Origin of the sequence: Paraburkholderia sp. HC6.4b, assembly GCF_014200875.1 — a bacterium.
GTDB classification, from domain to species: domain Bacteria; phylum Pseudomonadota; class Gammaproteobacteria; order Burkholderiales; family Burkholderiaceae; genus Paraburkholderia; species Paraburkholderia tuberum.
Genome location: NZ_JACHDC010000002.1, coordinates 197,739 through 221,703 on the forward strand (window position 1 = coordinate 197,739; position 23,965 = coordinate 221,703).

Below are 23,965 nucleotides of genomic sequence, written 5' to 3' on the forward strand. Positions count from 1 at the left end.
CGTCGCCCGTCGGCCGCGAGAGCCGCTATGGACGCATTGCATGTTGTTCTGGCCGCGTTCTGCGCGCGGCTCGATGAGGGAAGCGCTCCCTGCGCCCGACAATCAAGCCGCGGCCTTCAATCCCGACGTCTTCGGTGCCTGGCTCAGCCACTCCATCGCAGCCGGCATGCCGCTTTCCTTGAGCGGCACGCCAGCAAGCCGCAGACCCATTTCGCAGCCAGCCAGTGTCGCGAGCAGCATCAGATCGTTGCAATCGCCAAGATGGCCGATGCGGAACATGCGGCCTTTCATTTTGCCGAGGCCCGTACCAAGCGACATGTCGAAGCGTTCGTAGATCAGCTTGCGCACCGCATCGGCATCGACGCCGTCGGGCATCATCACGCCCGTCAGCACCGGGCTATAGACGGCGGGATCGGCACACTGGATTTCGAGCCCCCACGCGCGCACCGCGCGGCGCGTCGCTTCGGCAAGCCGCTCGTGGCGTGCGAACACGTTGTCCAGCCCTTCGCCGAGAATCATTTCGATCGCTTCATGCAGCCCGTACAGCAGGTTCGTGTTCGGCGTGTACGGCCAGTAGCCGGATTTGTTCATCTCGACGATTTCCGTCCAGTCCCAGAAGCTGCGCGGCAGCTTCGCGTGCTGGCCGGCGGCCATCGCCTTCGGCGAGATCGCATTGAAGCTGATGCCCGGCGGCAGCATCAAGCCCTTTTGCGAGCCCGACACGGTCACGTCGACACCCCATTCGTCATGACGAAAATCAGCGCACGCGAGACCGGAGATCGTGTCGACGAGCAGCAGCGCCGGATGGCCCGCGGCGTCGATCGCGCGACGCACGGCGGCGATGTCGGACGTGACGCCGGTCGAGGTTTCGTTGTGCACCACGCAGACCGCCTTGATCGCATGCTGCGTGTCGGCGCGCAGACGCTCTTCGATCATCTGCGGCTGCACGCCGCGCCGCCAGCCTTCGATGCCTGGCAGCCCCAGGAATTCGGGCTTCAGGCCGAGCTGCTCGGCCATTTTTTTCCACAACGTCGCGAAGTGGCCGGTCTCGAACATCAGCACGTGATCGCCGGGGCTCAGCGTATTCGACAATGCGGCTTCCCATGCGCCCGTGCCGGACGCCGGATAGATGACGACCGGCTGCTGCGTCTTGAAAATCTTCTTGATGCCGTCGAGCACCTTGAGACCCAGCTCGCCGAATTCGGGTCCGCGATGGTCGATGGTCGGATAGCTCATCGCGCGAAGGATGCGATCCGGCACCGGACTCGGCCCCGGAATCTGCAGGAAGTGACGGCCAGCGGGATGAAAATCTAGCTTCAGCATCAGAGTCCTCCAATTGAATTTTGCATGCAAAAAACTATATCAGACGAACCGTGATGCTCCCAAGACGAAAATTGGCCTTTAAGGCCCGTGTTTACCCGCGTGTGCGCATGGATTAACTAATTGATATGGTTCCGATAAAATCCAGTTCATGTGAAGCTGAGGATTTTTGTATGCAAAATTCGGATTTCGACGCGGGTCTGACCGCTGCCCCGCTGATGCCGAAGGTCGAGCGTCAGCGCCTGCACGACACGGTGGTGGAGCACATCCGCCGCTTTATCGTCGAGGGAGCGCTGGAGCCCGGCAAGAAGCTGAACGAGCGGGAGTTGTGCGAAACGCTCGGCATTTCGCGCACGCCGCTGCGCGAGGCGCTGAAGGTGCTGGCTGCCGAAGGTCTGATCGAGATTTCGCCGAACCGGGGCGCGTCGGTATCGAAGATGTCGGAAGCGGAGGTGCGTGAGACCTTCGAGCTAATGAGCGGCCTCGAAGCGTTTTCCGGCGAACTCGCGGCCGAGCGCATCACCGCGGCCGAACTCGCAGAGATCAAGGCGCTGCATTACGCGATGCTGGCGTGCCGTGCGCAGAACGATCTGCCGGGCTACTACAGTCGCAACCAGGCGATCCACGACAAGATCAACGAAGCGGCGAGAAATTCGGCGCTGCGGCAGACGTATGTGTCGGTCAACCGGCGGCTGCAGGCGCTGCGCTTTCGCTCGAACTATCAGACGCCGAAGTGGGACCGCGCGATTCACGATCACGATGAAATGCTGAAGGCGCTCGAGGCTCGCGACGGCAAGAAGCTCAGCGCGATTTTGCGGCAGCATCTGCTCGATAAGCGGGATGCGGTTTTGCAGGTGCAGTTGCAGGAGGAGGTGGTCGCTTCGGCCTCCGGGTTGAAGGCGTGATGCGGACAACTGATGCCGAATCCCGCTCCTCGCCACTCCGTCGGCAACAAAACTTGTCCACCTAAATTGTTGGCAAGCCTGTGGACAACCTTCGCACAGCGAGCTTAAGTGCTTGAAGCATGAGAACTATCCGCGCGCGGTGCACGCGTAGGCAGTGAGCGTCGCTATGGAGTCCGTGATACTGGCGAGTGGGCTTCGCAAGGATGCCGTTTCACTCGCGCCGACCTCGAAGTCCAGTTGTCCACATAATTTGGGAACAAGCTTGTGGACAACCTGCGCACAGGCCAGCCAAGTGTTTGATACGGCAGGCCTATCGTGCGCGGATGCGGGAGCGGGCAGCGGCGCGGCACCTCACGCGATGCAAACCAACGGCCGCGCCCTCCACCCTCGATTTCACTGCGTCGTTTCACGACTGCGCAACGACTCCGGCAACCCATACAGCACGATCAGCGCGCGCACCACGCTCATCGCGCCGATCACATACAGCGCGGGCGTCGTGCTGCCGGTCAGATCCTTCACACGTCCGACCATCACCGGGCTCACGATCCCGCCGAGTTGCCCGAGCGTGTTGATCAACGCGATACCGCCCGCGGCGCCCGCGCCCGTCAGCCGCTTTGGCGGCAGCGCCCAGAATGCCGGGATGGACGCGACCACGCCCGCGCCCATCACGGCAAGCGCGACCACCAGCAAGGTGGTCTGCTTGTCGAAGAATCCCGCGGCGAAGAAGCCGAGCGCCGACATCAACAGCAGCCCGAACACGAACTTGCGCCGCTCGCTGCTGGCGTCCGACAGGCGCCCGACCACCACCATGCACCGAACGCAGATGATCGAACAGCAGCCGGCTCACCGGCGATAACGCATCGACGTCGCGCGCGACGAGCACGAGGCTGCGCTCGGCCCAATCGTCGTCGAGCGGCATGCCGACGAGGCCGAGCGGGCGGCCCATCAGTTGATACACCTTTTGCGGCAGCACGCCGACGCCCATGCCAGCCTGAACCATCCGGCACACCGCATCGAAGCCCGGCACGTGGATGCGCAGGCGCAGCGGCTTGCCGGCCTGGCGCGCCGCGAGGTGGGTGCGCGCGTTGATCGAGCTCGCCGAATGCAGGCCGACGTGATCGCCATCGAGCGTTTCGGCGAACGCGATGCTCGTGCGTGCCGCGAGCGGATGATCGTCGCGCATCACGATCACGAGCGAATCGCGTCGGTAGTGCTCGACGTGCAGCTCGCGCGTATCGGCGTCGCCGGAACAGATGCCGAGATCGGCGAGGCTTTCGTCGATGGCTTTGACGACGCCGCCGCTCGGCCGCTCCTCGAGATCGACCTTCACGCGCTCGTGCAACGACTGGAACGCGCGCAGATCTTCAGGCAGAAATTCGGCGATCGCCGACAGGGTCGCCATCATCCGCACATAGCCGAGCACGCCGCTAGCATGACCGGCCAGTTCGATGCCGATGCTCTCGATGTCGCGCAGCACCCGGCGCGCGTGATGCAACAGCGTTTCGCCGGCCGGCGTCAGTGTCATGCCGCGCGCGTTGCGCTGGAATAGCGACGCGCCGACCGCCTGTTCGAGTTCGACCAGCCGCTTGCTGGCGGCCGACACGGCGATCGCCTCGCGCTCGGCGGCACGCGTGAGCGTACCTTCTTCGAAGACGGCGAGAAAGAGCTGCAGCGTGGTGAGGTCGAGCTTACGGAGAAGGTTTTTGATGACCATGGCGCGGCGACGAAAGTTCGGTCAGTGATAATCATCCTCTAGCTGATGGCGCACCGCCAGCACGGTCACGGTTTGGTTGTCGTCGATCTCGAACAGCGCGACGTAGCCCGCGCGACCGAATGGGATCAGCAGCTCGCGCAAAAACGGCGTATCGCGCTGAACCTTTCGGCAAGTGAACGGCGATGTGCGCAGCGTGGCGATACCATCGCGGATGGCTTGCAACGCGCGTTCGGCGAGCGGGAAATCCCCGTCGTCCCGCTCGAGGATGAAATCGTACAGTCTCTGCAGGTCCGCCGCCGCTGCGCGTGTGAAACGAACCTGATACGTCATCGGTGCTTCTTCGCGCGGGCCTTCGTTTTTGCTTCGCGGAGCCGCGTTTCGAGACCGGCGAGCACGTCGTCGGCCGATACGTAGTCGCCGCTTTGCTTCGCTTCAGCACGCGACTCGAGCCCTCGCACGACGAATTCACGCACATTCAGGCGCCGCGCGATGTTGTCGCGGATCGCCTGCTCGACGAAACTGGACAGGCTTTCGCCGTCCTGCAGCACGTCCTCGGCCGCGGCCCGCAGCTCGGGCTTGACCCGAACCGACGGGAAAGTAGCGCTTTTCATCGTTCTCTCCATGCATCGCATTAGCGATGCATTATCGCGCTACCTCATTTCTGCCGCAAGCAGCCCTTCACGACTTCCACGCCGAACCCAGAATCATCGTGCAGAAATTCTCGCGATGATAATGCGGGTCTTTCAGCGCGAGCACGTCGGCCTTCACGTTGCCGAACGTCGTGTGCGGCTTGTGTATCGTGCCGTGCGCGAACGCATCGATGATACCTTCCTTGAAGTGCGCGCCGCGCGGATGCGCATGGGTGACTTCCTCCCGTTGCTGTTCGCTGAATTCGTCGTAGGCGAGGCCGAGCACGTCCATTTCGACACCCGCCGTGACGAGCGCGATCACCGGCTTCATATGCTGCGGAATGCCTGGTGTCGTGTGCAGCGCGATCGCGGTCCACACCTGCTCGATCTGGTCCTCGCCGATTCGATGCCGCCGCAGAAATTCACGCGCGGCATTCGCGCCGTCGACTTCGAAGCGCTCCTGCTCGCTGCTGTATGGCGCGACGAGGCCCATGTCGTGAAACATCGCGCCGATGTACAGCAGTTCGGGGTCGAACTTCAGCTGCTTGCGTTGCCCGGCCAGCGCGCCGAACAGAAACACGCGCCGCGAGTGGTGATACAGCAACTCCGTTTCGGTGTCGCGCACGAGCTCGGTGGCTTCACGCGCCATCATGCTGTCGGGAATCTGGATACCTGCGATCGTCGTAGTCATGCGGCGTACTCCTTCATATGCGAACGTGAATGTGAAAGTAATCCACCGGACGCGCGCCGCGGCTTCAGAGCGCGTTTTGGTATGCTGGTCCGCGCCGTGATGTCAATGCCTGTCGCCTGCCTGTGAGACCGCGCGTCCGACCGATCCAGTATTGGCCAGCGCGGCGCCGCGAACAATTGTCGCGAGCCGTTGAACACTGCCAAACGCACAGCGTTGACTGCCGCGGCGTGCCCTTCACGTTCCCCGTCAGAGGAAGTCATCCGATGCCCACCGTCGCGATCGCGATCTTCCCAGGAGTGCAGGCACTCGACGTCGCCGGTCCCGTCGACGTGTTCTCCGAAGCAAACCGCTTCGTCGCGCCCACGCGGCACTACGAGGTCAAGCTGCTGGCCGCGGACCCGGCGCCGCTGCGCGCATCGAACGGGATGACGCTGGTGGCGGACGCGACCTTCGAGCAGTCGCGCGAACCGTTCGATCTCGCGCTCGTCGCCGGCGGCCCCGCGCTACCGCGCAACGAAGTGCCGGACGCGCGCCTGCTCGACTGGCTCGCCAACGTCGCGACACGTTGCGCCCGCTACGGCTCGATCTGCACCGGCGCTTTCGCGCTCGGTCACGCGGGCCTGCTCGATGGGCGCCACGTGACGACGCACTGGCAGCACGCCGCGCAACTCGCCGCGCAGTTTCCGCGCGCGCGGGTCGACTTCGATCGCATCTATCTGCGCGACGGGCCGCTGGTCACCTCTGCGGGCGTGACGGCCGGCATCGATCTGTCGCTCGCGCTGGTGGCCGAGGATCACGGTCCGCATACCGCGCTCGCGGTCGCCAAGCGGCTCGTCGTGTTCGCGCAGCGGCAAGGCGGTCAGTCGCAATTCAGCCCCTATCTGACCGCGCCCGCCGACGACACCTCGCCCGCCGCAAAAGTGCAGGCGCACGTGATGGCGCGTATCCATGACAGCTTCACCGTCAAGCAGCTCGCCGACGTCGCGGGCATGAGCGCGCGTAACTTCGCGCGCGTGTTCGTGCACGAAACCGGCGTGACGCCGCATGAATTCGTCGAACGCGCGCGCGTGGATGCCGCACGCAAGCTGCTCGAAAGCAGCGCCGCGGCGCTGAAGACGATCGCCTACGATTGCGGCTTCGGCACCGCCGACCGCATGCGCATCGTGTTTACGAAGCGGCTTGGCGTGACGCCGATGCGGTATCGCGAACGCTTTCGCCCGGTGTGAATACGGCGTGAGAAAATCGTCGACTCTGCACGTCAACGATCACCAGGAACGACATGACCTCCTCTTCTCCGATTCGCGCGATCGTCACCGGCCATACGCGCGGCCTGGGCGCGGCGCTCGCCGAACAACTGCTCGCGCGCAACGTCACGGTGCTGGGTCTGTCGCGCTCGCGGCATGGCGCGCTGAAGGCGCGCTTTGCCGCGCGGCTCGAAGAGATCGAGCTGCCGCTGGCCGAGCCCGCACGCGTCGCGCAATGGATCGCCACCGACGCACTGAGCAACTTCGTGCGCGGCGCGCAGACGGTGCTGCTGATCAACAACGCGGGCATGATGCAGCCGATCGGTCCCATCGAAGGACAGGACGCCGCGAGCGTCGCGGACGCGGTGAGCCTGAACGTCGCGACGCCGCTGATGCTCGCGAGCGCGCTCGCCGCCGCGGCCGTCGACGCAACCGACCGCCGCATCGTGCATATTTCGAGCGGCGCGGCGCGCAACGCGTATCCGGGCTGGAGCATCTACTGCGCAACCAAGGCCGCGCTCGATCATCACGCGCGCGCCGTCGCGCTCGACGCGAATCGCGCGCTGCGCATCTGCAGCCTCGCGCCGGGTGTGATCGATACGGACATGCAGGCGCAAATTCGCGGTAGCGGCGAAGAGCAGTTCCCGATGCGCCAGCGCTTCGACGAGCTAAAGCGCAACGGCCAACTGTCGACGCCCGAGCAATGCGCGGCGCAGCTGATCGACTATGCGCTCAGCGATGCGTTCGGGCAGACGCCGGTCGCGGACATTCGCGAGATCGCGAAATCGGCCTGAACGGGCTATTGCTGCCGGGTATTTGCGCTCCCGAAAATCCTCACCTCAAGCACGGAGCAGTGGCGGATCGGCGTCAGCTACCGTCGTCGTTTGTCCCGAAAAGCCTCACCTTTGAGGTGAAAAGAGGACTCGAGGAGGCATTTCAGCGAGCGCATTGCGGCGCTCACACACCGCTCCCGAAATCCCTCACCTTTGATCGAACGCAGCCGGATCGCTTCGCCGATGCCGGCCGCGTACGCGGCAGATCGCCTGGACATTCAACGACTTACGTTACACAGCCGGCGCACGGTCACCGCGACGGATGCCATGATTGGCGACTGCATGAAGCGCGTTTTGTACGTCGGCACGACGGGCCGTCGCCCGATACAGCATCGACGGCTCCCGAATATCCTCACCTATGGCTGACCGGCATAAATGCGCGCATTCCCGCGAGCCTCTTGCCGCGCGGTTTGTGCCGTTCCTGGCCCGGCCGGTTAGTTGCAAAAGAACCGCCCGCGCGCGACTCCCGAAAGTCCTCACCTTTGACGCGATGCACGCGCCACGTTCATTCGATCGGCACGTTCTTCAGCTCACGCACCGCTACGACGTTCTTCATCGCGTCGACGACCGCCGTTCTAACCTGCACGGGCAGATGGCCGCAAAATTCGTCGTCGTTCTGATCGTCCAATTGCGCGAGTTCGGGGACGAGCGCCTTTGCGGCATCGCTTAACGCGATCAGATGATTGCGACGGTCTTCGTCGACCGTCTCGGGTTCGAGCAGCGCCTTTGTCTCTTGTGCGCGCCGCCTTCGCCGGCTTCCGGCCAGACGGCCTGACCGCATGACGCCTCTGACGGAAACGTTGCATCGACATGGGCGAACCTGACGAAAAGGAAGCAAGGTTGGGAATGCGATATTAGTTTTCTCAGGAAAGCATTCGCAATTTGTAGCGCCGTCCGGGCGACTCCCGAATTCCCTCACCTTCAATTTTGAAGTGCGCGTACAGGTGCGCATATTCTCACCTCGGCGGCTCCCGAATCGTCTCACCTATCAGTATCGGCGCGTGCGCCGCAGAATATAATCGGGGCCGACGGTCGATGACTCGTCGCGAGGCGGTAGTGCGTTGCGCCGCCTCTTCCCCGCTGGCAGCACGCGGCTCGAACGGCAGTTCCTGACAAACCGGCAAAGGAGGAAGAATGAAAACAAACGGCGCGAGCAGAATCCTCGGTGCACTGTTCGCGGTGGCCATCGCGACTTGCGCGACCTATGCAAACGCACAGACGCGCGAGATGCCGAACGATGCGTCGATGCAAAGCCAGTCGGTCCCAGCGGCTTCAAACCGGAACAACAACCGGTCCGACAGCGCAATCGTCCGCGACGTCCGCCGCGCTTTCACGCGCACCACGAACCTCAATTCGGCGAACATCCGTGTCGAAGCGCGTCACGGCATCGTTACGCTGACCGGCACCGTGCCGCGGCAATCGCAAATCGCGCGAGCCGGCAACGCCGCGCGATCGGTTCGCGGCGTCAGAAGCGTGCATAACCGGCTGACCGAGCGACGGCGCGCCAATCAGTGAGCACGGCGTGGTGGCATCGGCCGGACGGATCGGTGCCGCCTGTTCGACCTCCCCCCTAAATCGGCCTCGACCCGCATGTCATTCAAAGTGCCCACCGTCGTGCGCCGCACATTTTTTCTGCTCTGCTTAAGAAACAGGTTGACCTCGGCGGAAGGCGAACCCTAGAATTCAAAAATCATCACCGATGGGGCTCGTGCCTTGGACACCTGCAGTAGCCGACTTTCGAACAGATTCGCTGCCTGACCGGCAGGACGTCCGCGCTCTCTTCATCAGCCGCCGTCTTGCCAGTTGGCAGACGGTGCGCGCCGCAGTTTCTTCCCGTGCACCTAAAGTAACGTCGTATCCGCATGACAGGAACGCCGCGTTCACGCGCGTTCCCGCGCCGATACGGCGTCGCATCGCGAGCCTTGCGCTTGCGGTCGCGTTTGCGCGCGCGTTGTCAGTCAACGCAAACAGTTCAACGCAATGCGCGCGAACGCGTGGATAAACACACGCGTAGCGAACGTGTGTAGCGAACGCTTCAGACGCTCGAACGCAGTCCCCGCTACACACCGACAAGGAGCCGCCATGCCCGACAGTGACAGTTATCCCTTATGCCGCTTCCCCGTTCTATCAACTGAGGAAAGCGAGTAGACCTCCACCGCCGCGCCCGGACATACGCGGCCTCCGTGTCTGCTGGCTTTCCACCAGCGCGTCGAAACCGGCGCACGGAGATCCCTCATGCAATTCGGCCTCCTTCTTTCGCAGTTCCCGCGTGTGCAGGAATCGCGCGCCCATTACGACGGCATGCTCGTGCTACACGCACCGCATCCGTTCATCGCCTTCTGCCGTCGCGTGATGTCGCGCGTGGCATAGCGTTTCGCGATCCGACCTTCGACAAATACAACCAGGAGAGAACGACATGTCTACTCCGACGAACATTTCCTCCGCGCGCAGCGCCGTGCTCGATTCGGCACACGTCGGCGATATCAAGGGCGCGCTCGGCACGATCGCTCACCATGACATCGCGCCACGCACGAGCTGGTGGGCACGCCTGCGCACGCTGCTCGCGATCCTCGGCCCCGGTCTGATCGTGATGGTCGGCGACAACGACGCGGGCGCATTCGGCATCTACACGCAGGCCGGCCAGAACTACGGCACTACGTTGCTGTGGACCATGCTGTTGCTGGTGCCGGTGCTGTTCGTCAATCAGGAGATGGTGTTGCGGCTCGGTGCGGTCACGGGCGTGGGCCACGCGCGGCTTATTTTCGAGCGCTTCGGCAAGTTCTGGGGCGCGTTCAGCGTCGTCGATCTGCTCCTGCTGAACGCGCTAACCATCGTGACGGAATTCATCGGCATCACGTTCGTGCTCGACTTCTTCGGCGTCTCGAAGATCGCGGGCGTGTGTATCGCCGCGGCGCTGACGATGGCCGCCGTCAGCACCGGCGACTTCCGCCGCTTCGAGCGTTTCGCGGTCGCGCTGTGCGTGTTGAGCCTGCTGCTCGTGCCGGTGCTCGTGTCGATTCATCCGCCGGTCGGCCAGATCGCGCGCGACTTCTTCATTCCGAACTGGCCCGCGCACTCGAAGCTGTCCGACGTGATGCTGCTCGTAATCGGCATCGTCGGCACGACGGTTGCTCCGTGGCAGTTGTTCTTCCAGCAGAGCTATGTGGTCGACAAGCGCATCACGCCGCGCTTCATGAACTACGAAAAAGCCGACCTGTGGATCGGCATCGTGTTCGTACTGATCGGCGCGGTCGCGATGATCTCGTTCAGCGCGGCGTTGTTCGACGGACGGCCCGGGTTCGGCAACTTCACGGACGCGGGCGGTGTGATCGCTGGTCTCGAGAGATACGCGGGGCGTACCTCGGCCGTGCTGTTCGCGATCGCGCTGTTCGACGCGTGCGTGATCGGCGCGGCGGCTGTGTCGCTATCGACCGCCTATGCGATCGGCGACGTGTTCAAGATCCGCCATTCGCTGCACCGTAGCGTGTCGGATGCGAAGGGCTTCTACGTCGTGTACTTCGCGATCGTCGCGGCCGCCGCGGCATTGGTGCTGATTCCAGGCAGCCCGCTCGGTCTGTTGACCGAAGCGGTGCAGACGCTCGCCGGGGTACTGCTGCCGAGCGCGACCGTGTTCCTGCTGCTGCTGTGCAACGATCGCGCGGTGCTCGGTCCGTGGGCCAATTCGAAGAAGCTCAATCTGTTTACCGGCGCGGTGATCTGGGTGCTCGTGATGCTGTCGATCGTCCTGACCGCGTCGGTGATCTATCCGGACATCGCGGCGGAAACGATCATCGAAGTCCTGGCGGGCGGCACGTTGCTCGCGGTCGTCGGGTATGTGGCGAGCTTCGGGATGCGCAAGCTGCGCGGCGAGTCCGCGGCCGAGCCGGCTCCGGTCTATGCGAAGGACGCGCGCAACACGTGGCGCATGCCGCCGCTCGACGAACTGCCGCCGCCGCGTCTGACGCTCGCCAAACGCGTATGGATGGGCGTGCTGCGCGGCTATCTGCTGCTCGCGATCGCGCTCGTGATCGTCAAGGTCGTGCAGATGGCGTTGCTGAAGTAGTGCGAATGGTGAGGAGTTCCAGGAGGTCCGGGCAATGGTGAGGTTTTACGGGAGCCATGTCCGGAGCGACAACGTAAGCGCTGCCGGAGCCCGAGCTGGCCGGCAGCGCTTCAAATGACTCATTGCCCCTTCCACGCGCGCGGCACCCGGAGAAAATTCCGGTCGAAGTAAATCAGACTGTCGCGGTCGGCGCGCACGCGAATCTGCGTGGCCTCCACGAACATGACCGAGTGCGAGTCGACTTCGTCGAGAAGCCGTACAACTCGCAGCAGATGCTCGAGCGCATTCAACGCGCGATGAAACTCGCGTCCCAGCGTCACGCGAAACACATGCGCCAACTCGAACTGCGTGAGCGGATCAACTCGCTCACGTCGCGCGAGAAGGAAGTGCTGCACGGTTTGATCGAGGGGAAGCCGAGCAAGGTCATTGCGGCGGACCTGTCGATCAGTGTGAAAACCGTGGACGTGCATCGCGCGAGCATCAGGGAAAAGCTCGGCGCTTCGTCTACTCCGACCCTCGTGCGCCGCGTGCCCGAAGTATGGGGCCCGTCGGACGAGCGGCCGGAATGACCCGGCCGCCTCGGCCCTTGCAGACGCATCAGCGCATGTACAGGCCTCCGTTGACGTCCCAGCACGCGCCATTGGCGAAATAAGCGTCACCGGAAGCGAGCATCACCGCGACATCGGCAACATACGACGCGGCCCCGAGCTTGCCGACCGGTATCGCTTCGATCACTTTTGCCAGCTTGTCCGCCGCCACGCTCTCGTGAACGATCGGCAAATCGAGCGGCCCCGGCGAGATCGCGTTGACTGTCACACCGCACGCGGCGAGATCGCGCGCGAAGACCTTGGTCAGCGTCAGCACGCCGCCCTTCGCGGCCGCATAGTGCGCGCCCGTTGCCGAGCCGCCATTCTGCCCCGCCAGCGACGCGATATTGACGATGCGGCCCACGCCGCGCTGCGCGAAGTACTGCCCGAATACCTGGCAGCCGAACAGCACGCTGCGCAGATTCACGTTGATGACCTGATCGAACTGCTCGGCGGTAATGTCCATCACGGGCACGACCTTCGAGGCGCCCGCATTGTTGACGAGCGCGTCCACGCCGCCCCAACGTTCGAGCAACGCGTCGCGCGCCGCTTCGAAGTCCGCCTTGCGCGTGACGTCGAGCCGGATTGCGCAGGCGCTCGAGCCGTCGCTGCTGAGTTCACGCGCGAGCGCTTGCGCGGGTTCGATCGCGATATCGGCCAGCGCGACCCTGTAGCCTGCCTCGTGAAAACGACGCGCGACAACGGCGCCAAGTCCGCGCGCGGCGCCCGTCACGAGCGCGACTCTGTTCGACATGTTGCTGACTCCTGGATTGCGTTCAGACGGATTGCGCGAGGCGCGCTTCGAGGTGCGCGGCGACCGCGCACACCGTTTCGTCGTCGTTCTTGCGACCGATGATTTGCAGGCCCGCCTTCAGCGTCGAGCGTTCGATCGGAACGGGCAGGCTCAGCGCCGGATGCCCGCTCAGGTTGAACGGCCGGATCAACGACGACATGCCGATCACCGACGTGCCGGCGCGTGCCGCTTCGAGCGTGATCGGCAATGAGGGCAGCGTCGGCAGCACGAGTACGTCGACCCGGTCGAGCGCGCGGTCCACTTCGTCGGTGAAGGTGCGGCGCACGCGTTCCGCCGCGTCGAGATCGGCGGCGCTCGTGGCCGCGGCCGCGCGCAGGCGCGCTTCGATATCGGCGCCGAGCTTGCCGCTTGCCACCAGATGGCCGAATGCGCGCGATGTCTCCGCGTTGATCACCGCGAGGCCGGCCGTGAATGCGTCCTTCAGCGACGCGAGTTCGATCGCTTGCGTGGCGAGTTCGGACTTTCCGACCGCGTCGGCGATTGCTTTGGCGATGTCGTCATCCGCGTCGACTGCGACCATGCCAATGCGCAACTGCGAAACGTCACGACGCGCATCGTCAGCGCGAAACGAAGGATCGATCGCCGTCATCACGCGAATCAGCGTGTCCGTCTCGCGCGTGAATGGTCCAACGCAGTCGAGTGTCGTGACGCGCGGCGCCACGCCGTGCCGCGACACGCGGCCGAACGTCGGCTTCAGGCCGATAACGCCGCAGCATGCGGCCGGGCCGCGGACCGAGCCACCGGTGTCGGTACCGAGCGCGGCGTCCACGAACTTCTGCCCGACCGCCGACGCGGACCCGCTCGACGATCCGCCCGGAATGCGTGCCGCGTCCTGCGGATTGACCGGCGTGCCGGAAAAGTCGTTGATGCCGGTCATGCCGAACGCGAGTTCGTGCATGTTGGTCTTGCCCGTGACGCGCCAGCCGGCGTCGAGCAAACGCCGCACGACTTCGGCGTGCTCCGATGCAAGCGGTGCGTCGGCAAGCGCGCGGCTTGCCGCTGTCGTCGCGTAGCCGGCGACGTCGATGCTGTCCTTGATCGCGATCGTCGGCGCGTTGGCGTTGTCCGTCGCGCTCAGATCGAATGTCTGCAGAAATGCGCTCATGCCGAAACTCCCTGGGCCGGGTTGACTTGCCACGGTGCATCGAAAAGACGCTCGGTACGGAAATGGCGGATCAGCCATGTCGCGCCCGCATCATGAGTGGCGGCCACGAAGTCGACTTCGAGGCGCGCCGCGATCAGTTCCGCTTTCGCATCGACATAACCCGAAGCCTGCAACATGATCCAGCGACCCTTCGCCGTGTCGCCGTTCACCTCGATATGCTCCGCAGTCAGAAAGTGCACATTGCTCGCGAAGTGCGGCGTGGGCGGCAGATAACGCTGCAGCATCGCGACGATCTGCGCCGGCCCTTCGAGACGCCCAAACTTGTTCGCGTACTGCGGGCCGATGCCTTCCCAGATCGCGTCTTCGGCGAACAGCGCGGCGAGCGCCTCGCCCTCGAGCGCGCGCGTGGGCACATCGCACAGCGCCATGTAGCGCGCGATCGTCTTACGCACCGCGTTCTGTGCTTCTAGCGCTTTGACGCGCGCGAGCAGCGCGTCGATAGCCGGATCGGTCATCGCGTCACGCATGGTTGGCGACCGCTGGCGGCACCGTCAGCGCACGGCCCACGCGCGCCTCGATCTTGCCGTAGCGCCACAGGTTGTAGTCGCCGACCGGCGTCGTCCGATACAGATTGCACACGGCCACCGCGGTATCGAAGTCGGCGACGTCGGCCATGATGTAGAACGTCCACGGCGCGCCATCGGCGTTGCCGACCACGAGCCGATCGTCGTCCATCACGCCCAGCACGCGCACGTTTTCCATCGTTTCGATCGCGTTCAGCATCTTGCCGTACGCTTGCCACACTTCGCCGATCTGCTCGCGCGGCAAGTCGAAGAAGTTCTGCGAGACGCCGCAGCAGAACAGCACACGCAAAGGCAGGTCTCGGTTGTCGCTCATGGGAACGTTCCTTGGTTCGGTTGATAGCCTTCGAGTGTCGGCATGATGACCGTCAGAGCAGGAAGCCGATCGCGCTCAGCGCATCGGTGGAATCGATCAGGCGGATCACTTTCTCGACGAGACGCGGCTCGCCGCTCGCCATGCTGATCTTGTGCGTCAGATCGGCCGCGAAGATCGTCGACGTGCCGCGCTTGTACGCGATGATGATCTGCGACGACTTCACTTCGACCACGTCGGCGCTATCGCTCGCGAGCGTGAAGCGCGACACCGTGCGCACCGTGCGCGCGGCATCCGACGCGGATGCCGAATAGCCCGACGTCATGCGCTGCACGCGCAGCTCGCGCATGTGCTGATCGTCGTACGCGTAGTTCAGCGTTGCCGCGTAATCGGTCGTGTTCGGATCGATCGGCACCACGTAGTGGCCCGCCGGGTCCCACAACTCGAGCCACTCGCGATAGTCGCGTCGATCGAGCAATTCGGCTTCGCGCCAGATGAACTCGATCGCGCGCGCAAAGGTCTGGTGGGAAAAGAGTGCGTTTCTGTCGTCCATCATGCCTGCTCCATCATTGCGCGCCATTGCTTGTAGGCTTCGCGCATGCCGGTTTCATCGGTTGCGTGGGCGGTTTTCTCGCCGTTCGCGGCGGTCGTTTCGCGATTCAGACCGCGATTGACGAGGATCGGTACGTCCGGTCCCGCATGCGAGCCGCGCTGCACGCGCTCCCACGCTTCGGCGTCGTCGGGACTGCCGAAGCCGAACGGGCCCTGGAAGTGCTCGTGAATGCGCAGGCGCACGCGGTTCGCTTCTTCAGGACCGCCGTCCATCGCGAGCGCGACGTGGCGAATCTCCGTTTCCTCGGCGGAAATCGGCCGCAGCACGCGGAAGAACGCCATCGACAGCGCGAGATTCGGGAACAGGTTCAGGTTGAAGCCGACGCCCATCAACGAGCGCACGATGCGGCGCACTTCTTCCGGCGGGTGCTTTTGCGCGAGTTGCGCGACGAGTTCGCTGAAGCGCTCGGGCAGCGGCGCGCCATCGTCGCGGTCCAGATCGACGATCTCGGGCATCAGCACCGCGAGGCTGTGACCGTTGCCGAGCGAGCGGCAGAACGCCTGGTCGCTCGTCATGAAGCTGGTGATCGCGGCGGCGGTTTCGTCGTCGATGGACTTCATCCATGACTTGTGCACGACCGGGAAGTGGTACAGGTCCGTCGTGTTCTCGAGCTGGATCTTCCAGTTGCCCTTGAACTTGAACTTGTGCTCGCCGTTGGCCTTGATCGGATAGCCCGCGCCCTGCTTCATGAACAGGTCGATCCACGGCTTCGCGCCGCCGAGGAAGTCTTCGAGCGGTTCGATCGTTTCGTTGAAGCTCGCGAAAATGAGGCCCTGATAGACGCCCACGCGCAGCTTTTTCAGCGGCAGCTCGCCCTTTTCGCATACGCCTTCGTAACCGTCGCCGTACGGCAGAGCGCGCAGCGTGCCGTCGAGCGCATAAGACCAGCTGTGATACGGGCACGTGAAGCCCTTCGCATTGCCCTTGTGCGCTTCGCACACGGTCGCGCCGCGATGCCGGCAGCGGTTTTGCAGCACGTTGACCGCGCCGCTCTTGTCGCGCACGACGATCACCGGCTGCCGGCCGATCGTCGTCGTGATGAAATCGCCGGGCTTCGGCAGCTCGCTGTCATGCGCGACCCAGATCCACGTCTTGTAGAAAATGCGCTCCAGTTCGACTTCGAACAGCTCGGGATCGTAGTAGAGGGAAGGCGCGATGCGATCGGCCTCGGCGCGCCTGGCTAAAGCGCTGGTGTCGATGGTTTGATAGATCGGCGTACTCATCGTATGCGGGGGCAGTTGCGTGGTTGGAATGAAGACGCACATCGACGCGACGAGTCGCGTGCAACACATCAGCGCATCCTCTCGTTGACATCAGTCTCGCTTTGCGACGATCATGCGTCAAATCGATTAAAAACAGGTTGCCGAATAAGTTCGGCTGATATCACAAGAGACGCCATGACCTCCATCGACCACGTCGATCTCAATCTGCTGAGAGTGTTTCAGGCGATCGTCGAGGAGCGCAGCCTGACGAAAGCGGGCGAACGCCTCGCGCTGTCGCAGCCCGCGGTCAGCTACTCGCTCGGCCGTCTGCGCACGATGTTCGACGATCCGCTCTTTATCCGCACGCGCGCGGGTATGCAGCCGACCCCCGTCGCGCTCGAGCTCGCGGAAATCGTCGGCCACGCGCTCGACACCGTGCGTCAGGCGCTGCGTTACGCGGAACGTTTCGATCCGGCGACGAGCACGCGCACGTTTCGTCTGTCGCTATCGGATGCGGGCGAAATGGCCTATCTGCCCGCCCTGTGCGCGGCGCTGCAGAAGTCCGCGCCGCGCGTGAAGCTGGTCGTCGAGCCGTTGCCGGTGGAGGAGATCGAGGAGGCGCTGCGCTCGAGCCGGTTGGACTTCGCGATCGGCAATCTGCCGTCGCTGCTGCCGCGCACGCGGCATAGCCTTCTGTTCGAGGAATCGTATGTGTGCATGACGCGCAAGCGCCGCGACCTGCCGAGCGGTGACACGCTGAAGCTCGACCGGTTTCTGGCCGCGTCGCACATCCAGGTGCGCTCGCTCGAACATAGCCACCATGCGCTCGACGACGCGCTGCGCGCGCAACGCGTCGGCCGCAATATCGCGTTCGCGTTGCCGCACTTCGTCGCGGTGCCTGGCGTGCTGGCCGCGACGGATCTGTTCGCGACGCTGCCCGAACGGCTCGCGCATATCCTCAATCGCGGCGACGCGTTCCGGATCTATGCACTGCCCGTGCCGCTGCCGAAGGCCGCCGTGACGATGCACTGGCACGAGCACTTCCACGAAGACGAAGGCATCGCGTGGATGCGCGGCCTCATCACCGAGATCCTCGCGGGCTTCGAGAAGATGTGATTGCGCGCAGGTGAATCAGAGGTCGAGCACGAGCACGGGAGTGCGCGAGCGCGACACACAGCAGCAGATCACGCTATTGCTCGCGCGCTCGGCCTTGCTCAGGCAGTGATCGCGATGCTCGGGCTCGCCGCTGACCACATCGACCATGCAGGTACCGCACACGCCTTCGCCGCATGACGTGTCCACTTCGATACCGATCGACGCGAGCGCGTCGACGATCGACGTGTTCGCATCGACTCGCACCGTCTGACCGCTGCTCGCGAGCTGCACGTCGAAGCTATCGAGCGACGCTTCGGCCACGGGAGCCGGCTCCGCCTTGAAGCGTTCGAGATGAATCGCTTCCGGGGGCAAGCGTTGCTGAGCGCTCGCTACGACAAAATCCATGAACGGCGAGGGACCGCACGTGTAGACATGCGCGTTCGCGCCTGCATCGAGCAGGCACGCATCGAGCGCGGGTTTCAGATCCTCGGGCTGCACGCCGAAATGCAGCTTCACGTGCCGTGCGAACGGCTCGCGCGTCAGCAGCGTCATGAAGGCCGCGTGCGCCTCGCTGCGGGCGAAATAGTGCAGCGTGAAGCGCGCGTGCCGCGCGGCGAGCCGATAAGCCATCGACAGCAACGGCGTAATGCCGATGCCCGCGCCGATCAGGATGTGCTCGTCCGCGCTTTCTTCGAGACGAAAAAGGTTGCGCGGCGCGCCGACCGACAGTTCGGTGCCGACGCTCACCTCTTCATGAAGCGAGCGCGAGCCGCCGCGCGATTGCTCCTCCTTCTTCACCGCGAAAATCTGCGACTCGATACACTCCGGGTCGCCGCACAACGAGTATTGCCGCGTGACGCCCGAAGGACTCGTGACGTCGATATGTGCGCCGGGTTCGTAGCGCTCGAACGGCAGCCCATCGAGCCGCGAAATGCTGAACGAGCGGACGCCGTGCGCTTCTTCGCACAAGGCATCGACCCGAACCTTCAGGGTTTGCGCTTGCATGATTGCCTTCCGATGTATTCCTGGGGGGACGATATGCCGAGATTAGCGCCCCGCATCGAATAAGCAAAATAGATTAAAAAACCGTGCTTGCATCAATGCGATTTATTTTATGCTGAAGTGTCAAGCGCCCGATAGCGCGTCCTCCTTGCGTTGCGATTCGCTGCGCGGCTGCGTCGCGTCATTCGAAAACGGTATGTTCGGCTTCATGAAGAAGCTCAGCACGATGCCGAAGAGCATCACGCCGATCGACAGTACGAACGTCAGATCCCAGCTGTGCAACCGGTCGGCGACCAACCCGGCGATGACTGGGCTCGCGATCGCCGCAGTAAAGCCGGTGCCGCTCATGATGCCGCTGGCCGTGCCGGAGCGGTCGTAGGCGACGTCCATCGGAATCGCCCACATCGGGCCGACGTTCATTTCGTTGAAGAACATCGCCGCGGCAAGGAAGATCAGCGTATTGCTGAGGCCGAGCTCGCTCTTGAACTGCCCCGCTGCCGTACTGATGTTGACGCGATCCACATAAGTGATGAAATACATCAGGCACAACATCACCAGCGCGGTGGTGGTGGCCTTCAGCGACAGGCGTTTCATGTGTCGTCCTCCAGATGCGGTTTATTTTTTGTGGTGAAGCCACGCGACTAGCGCGTGCGATCCGGGACGCTCAGCCTTTCGGCGTTCCCGAGCCGAAGGCCGCGACGGCGTCGCGGAACCGCTGGCTGCCGTACACCTGCTCGACGAGATCCTCGTCTGCGAGGCTTTGATCGATCACGATGCGCCGCAAGCTCTCCTTGACCGCGTGCTGCGTCACGGGCGATAGCGCAACGAGCCGCTCGGCGAGCGCGCACGCCGCGTTGCCGACCTGTTCCTTCGCCGTGACGTCATACACATAGCCGCACGCGTGCGCTTCGGCGGCGCTCAGGAAATCGGAGAGCAGCAGCATCTTCTTCACGCGCGGCACGCCGAATGCCGCCACGAGCCTCGCGAGATTGCGTGACGACAGCGTGTTCGATAACGTCTTTGCGATCGGCGCGCCGAAGCGCGAGCCCTCCGCACAGATGCGGAAGTCACACGCGGTAGCGATGGCGAGTCCGCCACCCACGGCCCAACCGTCGATCGCGGCGACGGTGGGCACCGCAATGCGTTCGACCGCGTCGATCACCTGTTCGACGAGCGCTTCGTATTCGACGCCCTGCGAGCCTGCCGTAAAGTCGCGGAAGTAGTCGATGTCGGTGCCCGAGATAAAGGACTTGCCGCCCGCGCCGCGTAGAACGATGCAACCTACGGTTTCGTCCGCGCGGCATTGGTCGATCAATGCCAGCAAGGTCTCGTACATCGGAATCGACATCGCGTTGTGCCGCTCGGGGCGGTCGATCACGATCTGCGCGACCGACTCCGTCAGACGTTCGAGCCTGACTTTCTCACTCGTCGCTTCGCTCATTTCGCGGCCCCGTTGATCTCTGCGTAAAGCTCGTCGTTGTGCTCGCCCAGCCGCGGCGGATGGCGTCGCACGCGCTGCGGCGTGCCGAGCATCTTGACCGGAAAGCCGATGTTCTTGACCTTGCCTTCAACCGGATGGTCGATCTCCATGCACATGCGGCGATACTGCGCATGTTCGCTGCTGAAGGCTTGCGGATACGACAGGATCGGTCCGGCGGGAATGCCCGCGGCCAGCATCGTCTCGATCCATGCCTCGCAGTCGCGCTGGCCGAACGACTTCTCGAGCGATTCGATCAACGCTTCGCGGTTCTTCAGGCGCAGGGAAACGGTCTCGAACTCGGGATTCGTCAGCAGATCGGTCCGCTCCAGCAGTTCGCAAAGACGCGACCACAGCTTCTGGTTGGTTGCGCCCATCACGAAGTAACCGTCGCGCGCCTTCACGGCCTGATACGGCGCGCTCATCTTGTTGCTGGTGCCAAGCGGCGTCGGCTCGACACCCGTTCCCCAGTAATCCGACATGTCCCAGATCGAGAAGGCCATCGCCGAATCGAACAGAGACGCGTCGATGTGTTGCCCCTGCCCGGTCTTCTGCGCGCCGATATAAGCGGAAAGCACGCCGTACACGGCGAACAGCGCACAGCCGATGTCCGCCACCGGCACGCCGGCCTTCACGGGCTTGCCGCCTTTGTAGCCCGTCACGCTCATGACGCCGGACATGGCCTGCGCCATCAGGTCGAAGCCGGGGCGCTGCGACCACGGGCCGCTCTGACCGAAGCCCGAGATGCTCGCGTAGACGATCTTCGGGTTGATTTCACGGATCGTCTCGTAATCGATCCGCAGCCGCTGAACCACGCCGGGCCGATAATTCTCGACGATCACGTCGGCGGTCCTGGCCAGCTTGTAGAAAAACTCGCGCCCTTCGTCGGTCTTCAGGTCCAGCGCGACCGAGCGCTTGTTGCGGTTCATGTTCAGAAAGCCCATGCTGTCCGGGCCTTTCATCTTGAAGCCCATGGCGCCGCGCGTCTGGTCGCCTTCGAGGGGTTCGACCTTGATGACGTCCGCGCCGAGATCGGCGAGCATCATGCAGGCGAACGGGCCGGCCATCACCTGGCTGACGTCGAGCACACGGATGCCCTGCAGCGGCAACGGCCGGTTGTCCGTATCCGCGTCGTCGCTGGATGGTGTTTGTGCGTGGTTTTGCGTCATGTCGTCCCCTGTTTTTCCTGCCGGGCCGCTGTCGCGCGAAGCGCGTCGCGCGGCCGGCCGTTGCAGCACCGTGTTGGCGTGCGTCAACTGTCGCGCACGCGAGGGTGCCGCCGCAAGAATGCGACGGTCATACCTGGTTTCGCAAAAGACGAAGGGGTGCTTTGCAGTCGAGGGCGTCGAGCGCAGGAACTGCTGCGCCTGCGCTTCAGCGGCCGGCCACGCGCCGTCCGGCCGTGAGCGCGGCTTCGACGTTGCGCAGCGTCTGCGCCTGCGCATGTCCTTCCACACAAGACAGTACGTAGCTACGTTGATGCCAGTCACCCGCGAGCTCGACGACGCCGAGGCCGTCCTCGGGATGGAAGCTGCGCAGCACGTCGGGCGGCATCAGACCCACGCCGAGCCCGTGCCGCACGACGGCGAGCATCGTGTCGAAACCATTGACCAGATAGTCGCAATCGAAGCGGCGGCCGCGGCTGTGGAACGCGCGCTGCACGGCGGCAAGGATTGCCGAGCCCTTGCCGAGGCTGACGAGCGGAAGCTCGAGCAAGGCGTCGAGCGTGATCGGCTGCGGATCAAGATGGAAATGTGCGCGGCTATAAACGAGCACCAGCCGGTCCTCGCGATAGCGCATTTGCGGCAGATCGAGAAAGCCGCTCTTCTTTTCGTAGATGCCGATGTCGATCATCTTGTCGCGCAACATCTGCTGCACGATGCGGCTGTTCTCTTCGACGATCTTCAGCGAGATGCCCGGATAGGCATTCCGGATCGCGGCGATATCCGCGGCGAGAAACTCGATGATCACGGCTTTCGGCGCGCCGATCACGATGCGTCCGTCGAACCCGCTCACGAGTGCCTGCGCCTCGCTCGCGAGCCGGTCCACCAGCGTGTCGACCTGCTGCAGATAGCCGAGCAGCTTGCCACCCGACTCGGTCATTTCCACGCCGTGCGGTACGCGCCTGAAGAGCTTCGTGCCGAGTTGCTCCTCGAGATCCGACACGCGCCGCGACGCCGCCGCCACCGCGAGCCCCAGCCGGTTGGCCGCCCGCGAGATGCTGCCCTCTTCGACCATCGCGACGACGAGACGAACGGTGGTGGTGTCGACTTTCATGCGCTGACATGAGGACCGGGTCTTGGGGGAGTGCCATGTTACCGCACTCCTTTACCTCATACTGCGCGGGCCAAAGCGAAGCCTTCGCGCGATACACGTCACCGCGCGAAGGCTTGCACGCCAGGCAGGCGAAGCATTACGGCTGACGCGTTTCGTGCGTGAACTTCAGCGTGACGACGGTAACGAGACCGAGGAAGATCAGGAACACGGCAACCGGCCAGTAGGCCTGGTAGTGCGCGAGCAGCGCGGTCGCGATCAGCGGCGACAGGCCGCCCGCGAAGATCGACGCGACTTCGTGACCGAGCGCCACGCCGGAATAGCGGACTTCGGTGCTGAACAGTTCGCCGACGAGGGCGGGCAGCGTGCCGATCATCGCGCCGTGGCAGACCGCCGTGCCGAGCAAAAGCGCGAGCCAGATCAGCGGCGTGGACTGCGTGTTGAGCAGCCAGAAGAACGGAAACGCCATCACCACGAGCGACACCGCGCCGATCATATACACCGGCTTGCGCCCGATGCGGTCCGACAGCTTGCCCCACGCGAGCATCGCGCCCATTTCGACCACCATCGCGAGCATCACGCCGGTCAGCATCACCGAATTCGAAATGCCGACGAACTTGCCGTACACGAGCGAGAACGCGAGAAAGATATAGGCGCCGCCGTTTTCCGCGACCCGCAGACCCATCGCCATCAGGATCTCTTTCGGGTGACGCTTGATCGCTTCGAGCACCGGCATATGCGCGGTCTTGCCGGCTTTCTCCGCGTTCTCGAAGTCGCGGCTCTCCGGCAGGTTGTGACGGATGTACACGCCGAGCGCGAAAATCACGATGCTCGCGAGAAACGGCAGACGCCATCCCCATGACATGAACTGATCGTGCGGCAGCGCTTGCACCGCGAGGAACGCGCCCGCCGACAGCACGAAACCGCCGCCCACGCCGAGCTGACTCCACGCCGCGAAATAGCCGCGTTTTTCGGGCGGAGCGTTCTCGCTGATCATCAGCACGCCGCCGCCCCATTCGCCACCTGATGCGATGCCTTGCAGCAAGCGCAAGCCCGCGAGCGCCGCGGGGGCGGCCAGACCGACGTGCTCATAGGTCGGCAACAGCCCGATGCCGAAGGTCGCAAAGCCCATGATCAGCAGCGTCCAGACGAGCGACGCGCGGCGTCCATAGCGGTCGCCGATATGCCCGAACACGATGCCGCCCAGCGGACGCGCGACAAAGCCGATCGCAAACGCGGCAAACGCCCCGATCGTGCCGATCAACGGGTCCGCGTGCGCGGGAAAGAACAGTTGCCCGAGCACGAGCGCAGCCGCGGTGCCGTACACGAAAAAGTCGTACCACTCCATCGCGTTGCCGGCCACCGACGCAATGATGATTTTCCTGAGTGCGCGATCCGACTCTGCTGTGGCGCGCCCGGCCGCGATCGGGGATTGAACGGAGGACATGTCTGCTCGCATCTGAATTGGGGGGATGGCGGCCTTTCAGAAAAGGCTTCGCACGA

24 protein-coding genes and 4 pseudogenes are annotated in these 23,965 nt (G+C 63.9%); 8 read left to right on the forward strand and 20 right to left on the reverse strand.

Going from position 1 to position 23,965, the window contains the following annotated elements:
* Positions 1 to 102: 102 nt before the first annotated feature.
* Positions 103 to 1,323 carry an alanine--glyoxylate aminotransferase family protein gene (locus tag HDG34_RS03130; protein ID WP_184057634.1) on the reverse strand — a complete coding sequence of 407 codons (1,221 nt, stop codon included), beginning with the start codon at positions 1,321 to 1,323 and terminating at the stop codon, positions 103 to 105.
* A 170-nt stretch (positions 1,324 to 1,493) separates the two neighbouring features.
* Between HDG34_RS03130 and HDG34_RS03135 the strand changes: the two genes are divergently transcribed.
* Positions 1,494 to 2,225 (forward strand): GntR family transcriptional regulator, encoded by a 732-nt coding sequence (locus tag HDG34_RS03135; protein ID WP_184057635.1) that lies wholly within the window; start codon positions 1,494 to 1,496, stop codon positions 2,223 to 2,225.
* Between the two features lie 393 nt (positions 2,226 to 2,618).
* Here HDG34_RS03135 and HDG34_RS03140 read toward each other — a convergent pair.
* From HDG34_RS03140 to HDG34_RS03160, 5 genes and pseudogenes are all read right to left on the reverse strand, one after another.
* Positions 2,619 to 3,038 (reverse strand): annotated as a pseudogene (locus tag HDG34_RS03140) (MFS transporter); the annotation flags it as partial.
* Positions 3,016 to 3,939: pseudogene (locus tag HDG34_RS03145) on the reverse strand (LysR family transcriptional regulator); the annotation flags it as partial. The pseudogenes HDG34_RS03140 and HDG34_RS03145, both read right to left, overlap by 23 nt.
* A 21-nt stretch (positions 3,940 to 3,960) precedes the next feature.
* Positions 3,961 to 4,269, reverse strand: coding sequence for a type II toxin-antitoxin system RelE/ParE family toxin (locus HDG34_RS03150; RefSeq protein ID WP_184057637.1), 309 nt, complete (start codon positions 4,267 to 4,269; stop codon positions 3,961 to 3,963).
* Positions 4,266 to 4,550, reverse strand: a complete 285-nt coding sequence (locus HDG34_RS03155) for a YlcI/YnfO family protein (RefSeq protein ID WP_090808191.1) — start codon at positions 4,548 to 4,550, stop codon at positions 4,266 to 4,268. Before HDG34_RS03155 ends, HDG34_RS03150 begins: the two co-directional genes overlap by 4 nt.
* Positions 4,551 to 4,617: 67 nt before the next feature.
* On the reverse strand, positions 4,618 to 5,259 hold the full coding sequence (locus HDG34_RS03160) for an HD domain-containing protein (protein ID WP_184057639.1): 642 nt from the start codon (positions 5,257 to 5,259) through the stop codon (positions 4,618 to 4,620).
* Positions 5,260 to 5,522: 263 nt separating this feature from the next.
* Between HDG34_RS03160 and HDG34_RS03165 the strand changes: the two genes are divergently transcribed.
* Together HDG34_RS03165 and HDG34_RS03170 are read left to right on the forward strand one after the other, a co-directional pair.
* Positions 5,523 to 6,485 carry a GlxA family transcriptional regulator gene (locus tag HDG34_RS03165; RefSeq protein ID WP_184057641.1) on the forward strand — a complete coding sequence of 321 codons (963 nt, stop codon included), beginning with the start codon at positions 5,523 to 5,525 and terminating at the stop codon, positions 6,483 to 6,485.
* Between the two features lie 53 nt (positions 6,486 to 6,538).
* Positions 6,539 to 7,297, forward strand: coding sequence for an SDR family oxidoreductase (locus HDG34_RS03170; RefSeq protein WP_184057643.1), 759 nt, complete (start codon positions 6,539 to 6,541; stop codon positions 7,295 to 7,297).
* A gap of 544 nt (positions 7,298 to 7,841) precedes the next feature.
* Here the strand turns inward: HDG34_RS03170 and HDG34_RS03175 are convergent.
* The gene (locus tag HDG34_RS03175; protein ID WP_184057645.1) at positions 7,842 to 8,117 is read right to left on the reverse strand and encodes a hypothetical protein; all 276 of its coding nucleotides are present in this window, start codon (positions 8,115 to 8,117) and stop codon (positions 7,842 to 7,844) included.
* Positions 8,118 to 8,470: 353 nt separating this feature from the next.
* Between HDG34_RS03175 and HDG34_RS03180 the strand changes: the two genes are divergently transcribed.
* The 3 genes from HDG34_RS03180 (at position 8,471) to HDG34_RS03185 (ending at position 11,399) form a co-directional block, all read left to right on the forward strand.
* Positions 8,471 to 8,851, forward strand: a complete 381-nt coding sequence (locus tag HDG34_RS03180; RefSeq protein WP_090808180.1) for a BON domain-containing protein — start codon at positions 8,471 to 8,473, stop codon at positions 8,849 to 8,851.
* A gap of 720 nt (positions 8,852 to 9,571) precedes the next feature.
* Positions 9,572 to 9,706, forward strand: a complete 135-nt coding sequence (locus HDG34_RS38860; protein ID WP_018424053.1) for a hypothetical protein — start codon at positions 9,572 to 9,574, stop codon at positions 9,704 to 9,706.
* Between the two features lie 46 nt (positions 9,707 to 9,752).
* Positions 9,753 to 11,399, forward strand: coding sequence for an NRAMP family divalent metal transporter (locus tag HDG34_RS03185; RefSeq protein ID WP_184057646.1), 1,647 nt, complete (start codon positions 9,753 to 9,755; stop codon positions 11,397 to 11,399).
* A 119-nt stretch (positions 11,400 to 11,518) separates the two neighbouring features.
* Here the strand turns inward: HDG34_RS03185 and HDG34_RS38865 are convergent.
* A pseudogene (locus HDG34_RS38865) lies at positions 11,519 to 11,644 on the reverse strand (4-hydroxyphenylacetate 3-monooxygenase reductase subunit); the annotation flags it as partial.
* Between HDG34_RS38865 and HDG34_RS03190 the strand changes: the two are divergent.
* Positions 11,636 to 11,968, forward strand: a pseudogene (locus HDG34_RS03190) (response regulator transcription factor); the annotation flags it as partial. The pseudogenes HDG34_RS38865 and HDG34_RS03190 sit on opposite strands and share 9 nt — an antisense overlap.
* A 28-nt stretch (positions 11,969 to 11,996) precedes the next feature.
* Here HDG34_RS03190 and HDG34_RS03195 read toward each other — a convergent pair.
* The 6 genes from HDG34_RS03195 to HDG34_RS03220 are packed head-to-tail and all read right to left on the reverse strand — an operon-like array spanning position 11,997 to position 16,635.
* Positions 11,997 to 12,740: an SDR family NAD(P)-dependent oxidoreductase gene (locus tag HDG34_RS03195; protein ID WP_184057648.1), complete on the reverse strand. Its 744-nt coding sequence runs from the start codon at positions 12,738 to 12,740 to the stop codon at positions 11,997 to 11,999.
* A 22-nt stretch (positions 12,741 to 12,762) separates the two neighbouring features.
* A complete protein-coding gene (locus HDG34_RS03200; RefSeq protein WP_184057650.1) occupies positions 12,763 to 13,905 on the reverse strand; it encodes an amidase in 1,143 nt (380 codons plus the stop codon).
* Positions 13,902 to 14,420 (reverse strand): nuclear transport factor 2 family protein, encoded by a 519-nt coding sequence (locus HDG34_RS03205; protein WP_184057652.1) that lies wholly within the window; start codon positions 14,418 to 14,420, stop codon positions 13,902 to 13,904. The genes HDG34_RS03200 and HDG34_RS03205 overlap by 4 nt, the downstream gene beginning before the upstream one ends.
* A gap of 4 nt (positions 14,421 to 14,424) precedes the next feature.
* The gene (locus tag HDG34_RS03210; protein ID WP_184057654.1) at positions 14,425 to 14,802 is read right to left on the reverse strand and encodes a hypothetical protein; all 378 of its coding nucleotides are present in this window, start codon (positions 14,800 to 14,802) and stop codon (positions 14,425 to 14,427) included.
* A gap of 52 nt (positions 14,803 to 14,854) precedes the next feature.
* On the reverse strand, positions 14,855 to 15,355 hold the full coding sequence (locus HDG34_RS03215; RefSeq protein ID WP_026226450.1) for an aromatic-ring-hydroxylating dioxygenase subunit beta: 501 nt from the start codon (positions 15,353 to 15,355) through the stop codon (positions 14,855 to 14,857).
* Positions 15,352 to 16,635, reverse strand: a complete 1,284-nt coding sequence (locus HDG34_RS03220; RefSeq protein WP_184058013.1) for a Rieske 2Fe-2S domain-containing protein — start codon at positions 16,633 to 16,635, stop codon at positions 15,352 to 15,354. Before HDG34_RS03220 ends, HDG34_RS03215 begins: the two co-directional genes overlap by 4 nt.
* Before the next feature lie 174 nt (positions 16,636 to 16,809).
* Here HDG34_RS03220 and HDG34_RS03225 point away from each other — a divergent pair, with 174 nt between their 5' ends.
* On the forward strand, positions 16,810 to 17,730 hold the full coding sequence (locus HDG34_RS03225) for a LysR family transcriptional regulator (protein WP_184057656.1): 921 nt from the start codon (positions 16,810 to 16,812) through the stop codon (positions 17,728 to 17,730).
* Positions 17,731 to 17,745: 15 nt separating this feature from the next.
* Here the strand turns inward: HDG34_RS03225 and HDG34_RS03230 are convergent, their stop codons facing one another.
* The 6 genes from HDG34_RS03230 to HDG34_RS03255 all read right to left on the reverse strand — a co-directional run bounded on the left by HDG34_RS03230 (position 17,746) and on the right by HDG34_RS03255 (position 23,909).
* Complete coding sequence (locus HDG34_RS03230; protein ID WP_184057658.1) at positions 17,746 to 18,714, reverse strand: PDR/VanB family oxidoreductase; 969 nt, start codon at positions 18,712 to 18,714, stop codon at positions 17,746 to 17,748.
* A gap of 120 nt (positions 18,715 to 18,834) precedes the next feature.
* Entirely contained in the window at positions 18,835 to 19,305 is a 471-nt protein-coding gene (locus HDG34_RS03235) for a hypothetical protein (RefSeq protein ID WP_260321002.1), read from the reverse strand.
* Between the two features lie 70 nt (positions 19,306 to 19,375).
* Complete coding sequence (locus HDG34_RS03240) at positions 19,376 to 20,152, reverse strand: enoyl-CoA hydratase (RefSeq protein WP_184004534.1); 777 nt, start codon at positions 20,150 to 20,152, stop codon at positions 19,376 to 19,378.
* Positions 20,149 to 21,357 (reverse strand): CaiB/BaiF CoA-transferase family protein, encoded by a 1,209-nt coding sequence (locus HDG34_RS03245; RefSeq protein WP_184057660.1) that lies wholly within the window; start codon positions 21,355 to 21,357, stop codon positions 20,149 to 20,151. Before HDG34_RS03245 ends, HDG34_RS03240 begins: the two co-directional genes overlap by 4 nt.
* A 205-nt stretch (positions 21,358 to 21,562) precedes the next feature.
* Positions 21,563 to 22,465, reverse strand: a complete 903-nt coding sequence (locus HDG34_RS03250) for a LysR family transcriptional regulator (protein WP_090808166.1) — start codon at positions 22,463 to 22,465, stop codon at positions 21,563 to 21,565.
* Positions 22,466 to 22,601: 136 nt separating this feature from the next.
* Positions 22,602 to 23,909, reverse strand: a complete 1,308-nt coding sequence (locus HDG34_RS03255; RefSeq protein ID WP_184057662.1) for an MFS transporter — start codon at positions 23,907 to 23,909, stop codon at positions 22,602 to 22,604.
* Positions 23,910 to 23,965: the final 56 nt, after the last annotated feature.

Excerpts from the sequence above, each read along its gene's own strand:
- HDG34_RS03175 (WP_184057645.1), bottom strand. The coding sequence starts at position 8,117 with ATGCGGTCAGGCCGTCTGGCCGGAAGCCGGCGAAGGCGGCGCGCACAA.
- HDG34_RS03155 (WP_090808191.1), bottom strand. The coding sequence starts at position 4,550 with ATGAAAAGCGCTACTTTCCCGTCGGTTCGGGTCAAGCCCGAGCTGCGG.
- HDG34_RS03170 (WP_184057643.1), top strand. The coding sequence starts at position 6,539 with ATGACCTCCTCTTCTCCGATTCGCGCGATCGTCACCGGCCATACGCGC.
- HDG34_RS03150 (WP_184057637.1), bottom strand. The coding sequence starts at position 4,269 with ATGACGTATCAGGTTCGTTTCACACGCGCAGCGGCGGCGGACCTGCAG.
- HDG34_RS03240 (WP_184004534.1), bottom strand. The coding sequence starts at position 20,152 with ATGAGCGAAGCGACGAGTGAGAAAGTCAGGCTCGAACGTCTGACGGAG.
- HDG34_RS03195 (WP_184057648.1), bottom strand. The coding sequence starts at position 12,740 with ATGTCGAACAGAGTCGCGCTCGTGACGGGCGCCGCGCGCGGACTTGGC.
- HDG34_RS38860 (WP_018424053.1), top strand. The coding sequence starts at position 9,572 with ATGCAATTCGGCCTCCTTCTTTCGCAGTTCCCGCGTGTGCAGGAATCG.
- HDG34_RS03215 (WP_026226450.1), bottom strand. The coding sequence starts at position 15,355 with ATGATGGACGACAGAAACGCACTCTTTTCCCACCAGACCTTTGCGCGC.
- HDG34_RS03180 (WP_090808180.1), top strand. The coding sequence starts at position 8,471 with ATGAAAACAAACGGCGCGAGCAGAATCCTCGGTGCACTGTTCGCGGTG.
- HDG34_RS03165 (WP_184057641.1), top strand. The coding sequence starts at position 5,523 with ATGCCCACCGTCGCGATCGCGATCTTCCCAGGAGTGCAGGCACTCGAC.
- HDG34_RS03135 (WP_184057635.1), top strand. The coding sequence starts at position 1,494 with ATGCAAAATTCGGATTTCGACGCGGGTCTGACCGCTGCCCCGCTGATG.
- HDG34_RS03250 (WP_090808166.1), bottom strand. The coding sequence starts at position 22,465 with ATGAAAGTCGACACCACCACCGTTCGTCTCGTCGTCGCGATGGTCGAA.
- HDG34_RS03205 (WP_184057652.1), bottom strand. The coding sequence starts at position 14,420 with ATGACCGATCCGGCTATCGACGCGCTGCTCGCGCGCGTCAAAGCGCTA.
- HDG34_RS03220 (WP_184058013.1), bottom strand. The coding sequence starts at position 16,635 with ATGAGTACGCCGATCTATCAAACCATCGACACCAGCGCTTTAGCCAGG.
- HDG34_RS03130 (WP_184057634.1), bottom strand. The coding sequence starts at position 1,323 with ATGCTGAAGCTAGATTTTCATCCCGCTGGCCGTCACTTCCTGCAGATT.
- HDG34_RS03185 (WP_184057646.1), top strand. The coding sequence starts at position 9,753 with ATGTCTACTCCGACGAACATTTCCTCCGCGCGCAGCGCCGTGCTCGAT.
- HDG34_RS03225 (WP_184057656.1), top strand. The coding sequence starts at position 16,810 with ATGACCTCCATCGACCACGTCGATCTCAATCTGCTGAGAGTGTTTCAG.
- HDG34_RS03245 (WP_184057660.1), bottom strand. The coding sequence starts at position 21,357 with ATGACGCAAAACCACGCACAAACACCATCCAGCGACGACGCGGATACG.
- HDG34_RS03235 (WP_260321002.1), bottom strand. The coding sequence starts at position 19,305 with ATGAAACGCCTGTCGCTGAAGGCCACCACCACCGCGCTGGTGATGTTG.
- HDG34_RS03230 (WP_184057658.1), bottom strand. The coding sequence starts at position 18,714 with ATGCAAGCGCAAACCCTGAAGGTTCGGGTCGATGCCTTGTGCGAAGAA.
- HDG34_RS03210 (WP_184057654.1), bottom strand. The coding sequence starts at position 14,802 with ATGAGCGACAACCGAGACCTGCCTTTGCGTGTGCTGTTCTGCTGCGGC.
- HDG34_RS03160 (WP_184057639.1), bottom strand. The coding sequence starts at position 5,259 with ATGACTACGACGATCGCAGGTATCCAGATTCCCGACAGCATGATGGCG.
- HDG34_RS03255 (WP_184057662.1), bottom strand. The coding sequence starts at position 23,909 with ATGTCCTCCGTTCAATCCCCGATCGCGGCCGGGCGCGCCACAGCAGAG.
- HDG34_RS03200 (WP_184057650.1), bottom strand. The coding sequence starts at position 13,905 with ATGAGCGCATTTCTGCAGACATTCGATCTGAGCGCGACGGACAACGCC.